The sequence below is a fragment of the Colwellia sp. BRX9-1 genome (assembly GCF_014077195.1).
Lineage (GTDB): Bacteria > Pseudomonadota > Gammaproteobacteria > Enterobacterales > Alteromonadaceae > Colwellia_A.
Genome location: NZ_JACGVM010000042.1, coordinates 1 through 3,249, shown reverse-complemented (window position 1 = coordinate 3,249; position 3,249 = coordinate 1). Strand labels below are relative to the sequence as shown.

General features: G+C 36.0%; 4 protein-coding genes and 1 pseudogene. 4 read left to right on the top strand and 1 reads right to left on the bottom strand.

From position 1 onward, the window contains the following. Positions 1 to 146 precede the first annotated feature (146 nt). The 4 genes from H4J76_RS19300 to H4J76_RS19285 all read left to right on the top strand — a co-directional run bounded on the left by H4J76_RS19300 (position 147) and on the right by H4J76_RS19285 (position 2,519). Positions 147 to 566, top strand: a complete 420-nt coding sequence (locus tag H4J76_RS19300) for a hypothetical protein (protein ID WP_182231122.1) — start codon at positions 147 to 149, stop codon at positions 564 to 566. A gap of 117 nt (positions 567 to 683) precedes the next feature. After that, positions 684 to 1,046: a hypothetical protein gene (locus H4J76_RS19295; protein WP_182223071.1), complete on the top strand. Its 363-nt coding sequence runs from the start codon at positions 684 to 686 to the stop codon at positions 1,044 to 1,046. A gap of 121 nt (positions 1,047 to 1,167) precedes the next feature. Continuing rightward, positions 1,168 to 1,779: a hypothetical protein gene (locus H4J76_RS19290; RefSeq protein ID WP_182231121.1), complete on the top strand. Its 612-nt coding sequence runs from the start codon at positions 1,168 to 1,170 to the stop codon at positions 1,777 to 1,779. 125 nt (positions 1,780 to 1,904) lie between these two features. Further along, positions 1,905 to 2,519, top strand: a complete 615-nt coding sequence (locus H4J76_RS19285) for a DUF3885 domain-containing protein (RefSeq protein WP_182231120.1) — start codon at positions 1,905 to 1,907, stop codon at positions 2,517 to 2,519. A 403-nt stretch (positions 2,520 to 2,922) separates the two neighbouring features. Here H4J76_RS19285 and H4J76_RS19280 read toward each other — a convergent pair. Beyond that, positions 2,923 to 3,249, bottom strand: a pseudogene (locus H4J76_RS19280) (IS110 family transposase); the annotation flags it as partial.

The following is a 3,249-nucleotide window of genomic DNA, read 5'->3' as shown; positions in this document are numbered from 1 at the left end:
AAAGTATGTTATGTTTTATCATGCTAGCCTCTGTTTGATAATGTTGACACATATATTATGGCTCTGGTTTGTAAAACTAACCCACATTTAGAGGCTAGCACCTTGTGGGGAGTCATTGTGTCTATATGCCAAAAAGGAGTTAAGGCTTGCATCTCGTAGCATTTTTAAAAATCATTTTTTCTTTTTTCACCATGTTAGCTTTTGTTTTTCCATTAATACTTATTAATGAAATTATAACTCCTTGGTCAGAAGCTAAAATTGAACTATCTAGGCTATATCCAAGTAATGTATATTTAGCGCTGGAGTCAAAATCAGAGGAAGAAACATCATCTCCTTCTGGTGATATTACTCCTGCATATAAAATGAAAAGTTATTTAGTGATACCATCAAATAAAACGATTCGGTTTACTAAGAAAGCAGATGATAAAGTAGCATTCGAAGAAGTTGGAAATTTCACAGTTACATATTTACTTATTAATGCATTCTTACTTACGCTTTTTTTCTTTCTTGGATTGCCGATCTTAAAGAAACTGGTCAGTGGCAAACTAATTTCGAAACGAGTGTAGTTGGCATATAACAAGACGTTCAAACGGACAAAAAACAGTTGGCTGTTTCACTCCGTTCACAATTTTAGCCAACAATTTTTTGCCGCTTAACGTGGCGTTATATGCACAAGGATATGTATGCGTACTTGGAATGATTTAAGTTTAATTCAAAAATTATTAATTGGTTTATTTATTGCTTTCGCAGCATTTGCGGGACCTGAAATGATGTTTCTAATTGATATAGGTGGTATCGAACTTGCTTTTGGTGCTTTGGCTATGTATTTCAAGCCATTACTTGTTTGGCTCCAACCTAAAATAAACTGGCTTAGTTCACAAATTCAAATTATAAAGATTGGCTTTCTAAATAGCGCAGTTCTTCAACCTAAAGTATTTACAACACATGCAGTTTTTTGCTCAGTTGCAATGATATTAACTGGGTCAATTGTTTTATCGGTGGGATTTTTCTTACCTGCATTATTAGCGAACGGTATGTTAGTGTAATTGTGCATATAACAAGGCATTCAAGCAGGAAAATTTACAGTTGGCTGTTTTCACTGCGTTCAACATTTTAGCCAACTAAAAATTTCCTCTTAATGAGGCGTTATACGTACAGGAGGGTTTTGTGCTAGATGAAATAATTTTGCAGCTTAAGGATAAAAAGTCACCTAAACGACGCTCTGCGACTAAGAAATTACGTAAACTTAAAAATATTGATGCTGGCCCCTTTCTATTAAGTGCCTTAAAAGAAGAACTTAAAGATTTACGTACTTGGGGAACTCAGTATCAAATGATTATGGCCATTGGAGAATGTGGCTATAAACCTGCGCTGGAATTCCTTCAATCACTTGCACACCAAACTTTCGAAGCGACAATGGTTTATGTCGCTATAGGTGATGCAATCCAAAGATTATCTATGCAAAATGAACAGGATGTTACAACGATATTTGAAGCCATAGATACAGAAAACGACATGCTTATTGACGGAGCTATTAGAGCAATGGCAATGCTTAAAGTAGTGCCAGTGAATCTAGATATAGAAAAAATAATTAATTATGTTGCCGCTAAAAACAACAATGATGGAATGCACTTTTGGGTCTTAGCTGCTGCTCCAGGTTGGTCGGGGAAAAAGGTTGATGAGTATTTAGCTTTTTGTTCAACGTCAAAACGAGACGAGATAATAGATGCTGTGGAGTTAGCCAGGAAACAAAAATATAAAAAATGGTTTCCGTTGTAGGTACGTATAACAAGCCACTCAAGCAGGACAAATAACAGTTGGTTTTTTTCGCTTCGCTCTCTATTATAACCAACTATTATTTGCCTCTTAGTGGGGCGTTATATTCACTTAGCTAGCAGGATGCTATGAATTCATATTTAGATGAAAATTTCCCAAAGTTAAAAATTGAAAAGCCTTTGTTCTACAATTGGCCTATCGGTTTAAGATTTGAAATTGGGCAAGATGAATTAGAAGTAAGTAACGAATATTTTAATGCTGCGCATGAACGTGCAGTTTCAATTTTCAAATCTGTATTTGGCCACAACGATGAAATAGAATTAATTTATCAACAATATTCTGATGGCCGTAAAAAAATCAGGAAAGGTAGTTTTATCTTTAAACAAATAGAACCTACTAAAAACGGCTTAGCTAAATACTCAGATGTCCGTGATATTTACGAGCTAGATTACAAATCAGAGTGCTGGAAAAGAGTATATATACCAAGCCTCAGTCTTAAATCTATCAACTATAAAAATATACTACTTTCATTAATCCATAGCGATTTTAGTTGTCGTTTTCCATCAATATCCGGAGAATGTTTCTTCATTAATAAATCTAAAAATATCATCGTGAATTTATACGATGATCGTGGCATGGATGTAATAAGCGCTAGTAAAAATGAACTTATATCCTTGTATAATAAGCATAATGATTGGCTATTAAATTACGATCGTGAAAAAATGGATTTGGTGTTCTCGTGAATATAACAAGGCATTCAAACGGACAAAAAACAGTTGGTTGTTTTCACTCCGTTCAACATTTTAACCAACAACTTTTTGCCGCTTAATGTGGCGTTGGTATGACTCCCCACGTCAAGTTAAATACACTGATCCTTGTTCATTAGTTTCAGAACCATTGTATTCACTCTTAGTATTAAGTGAGTTAACGCATAGAATGAAGCAAGTAATTTCGTCGGTTATCATGCTGATATTCGTGGATTACTAATTTATTTTTTAGCAGCGCCTACCTTACTCATTTCGTCGTGGCACCTGTCTTCAGTCTATGTTCGCGGTTCAATAGCCGTTAGGCTATTGCCGTCCTAACGCCGTCGGTGGTTGTGCCACACCCGATGCTTGATCCCATGCGCTAACTCAAAACTTTTATTCATGCAGGTACTCTCGATATTCTTAGCTTCACATCAATCTTTGGTAGCACTACCTCACGAGAAATAGCCCAAATATAAGCGATCATTTCTCTGGCGATGGCCGTAACGACCACATTACGATGTTTGCCTTTGTGCATGAGTCGATTATATCGTCTGCATAACCTCAATTGTGCTTGCCATGCCATATCGATGATTTCTTTACTTAAGCCTTCTTGTCTTAATTGCATTTCTTTTGAAATATTGGCGTTGTGTTTATACGAATGTGCACCTTCGACCAGTAGTCGTCTTGCACGGCTGTTACCGCATTTGGTAATAGCACCTAAATG

Bases quoted from the DNA above. Each gene is read 5' to 3' on its own strand.
- H4J76_RS19295 (WP_182223071.1), top strand. From the start codon at position 684: ATGCGTACTTGGAATGATTTAAGTTTAATTCAAAAATTATTAATTGGT.
- H4J76_RS19285 (WP_182231120.1), top strand. From the start codon at position 1,905: ATGAATTCATATTTAGATGAAAATTTCCCAAAGTTAAAAATTGAAAAG.